Source organism: Methylobacterium sp. JK268 (assembly GCF_054052225.1).
In genome coordinates, this window is sequence record NZ_JBSVZN010000047.1 from 1 (window position 1) to 852 (window position 852).

Genomic DNA, 852 nt, shown 5'->3' on the forward strand with positions numbered 1-852 from the left:
GGTGAGCGACTGTCTGGCGTGTCAAGTCTGGGCGGCGAGTTGGGCGCGGACATCACGGGCCTTGGCGTTGAGGCGCACGAGCAGCTTGTGGGCGAGAGCGATGCGGATGACCTTTGGGGGCTTTCCGGCTTGGCGCAACCGTTGGTCGAAGGCGATGAAGTCGGGATCGAAGCGCCGCACGCAGCTGGTGACCACGAACAGGATGGCGCGCACGTCGGCCCGTCCGCCGCGCACGGGGCGTCGGCCGCTGCTCTGGCCGCTGTCGCGGGCGATGGGTGCCAAGCCGGCCAGCTTGGCGATGGCTTTGCCCGAGAGGGTGCCGATCTCCGGCAGGTCGGCCATCAGGCGGGCGATCGTGCGGTCGGCCACGCCCTTGATCGTGCGGAAGGTCGCATCGAGGGCAACCCAGAGCGGATCGGCCTTGAGCTGGGCGGTGATCGCCTCCTCCAACGCGGCGATCTGGCGGTTGATCAGCTCGACCATCTCGGCGACCGAGGTGCGCACCTGCGGCTCGGTGACGAGGCGGCCCTGGTTGGTCTGGACGGTGCGCGCCTCGACCAGTTGATGCAGGCGCGTGACCAGGGCGCTGAGCCGCTCCTGAGCCGGGCTGGCCGGCGGCCGGGGTTTGATCCGGCGCACCTCGGCGAAGCGCGCGATGACGCCGGCATCGATCTGGTCGGTCTTCTCGAGGATGCCCATGGCCTCGGCGAAGCGCCGCACCTGGCGGGGGTTGAGGAGGGCGCAGGGCAGGCCGTCCGCCCAGAGCAGGCGGAAGGGCTGCTGTTCGTAGCCGCCGGTGGCCTCCAGGGCGACGAGGGTGACGTGGTTGTCCCGGCAGAAGCGGGCGAGCGT

General features: G+C 70.5%; 1 protein-coding gene. It reads right to left on the reverse strand.

What is annotated here, in order from left to right; translation table 11 throughout:
- Positions 1-21: 21 nt before the first annotated feature.
- On the reverse strand, positions 22-852 hold an 831-nt coding region (locus ACW9J6_RS32210; RefSeq protein ID WP_457115101.1), incomplete at its 5' end, for an IS110 family RNA-guided transposase.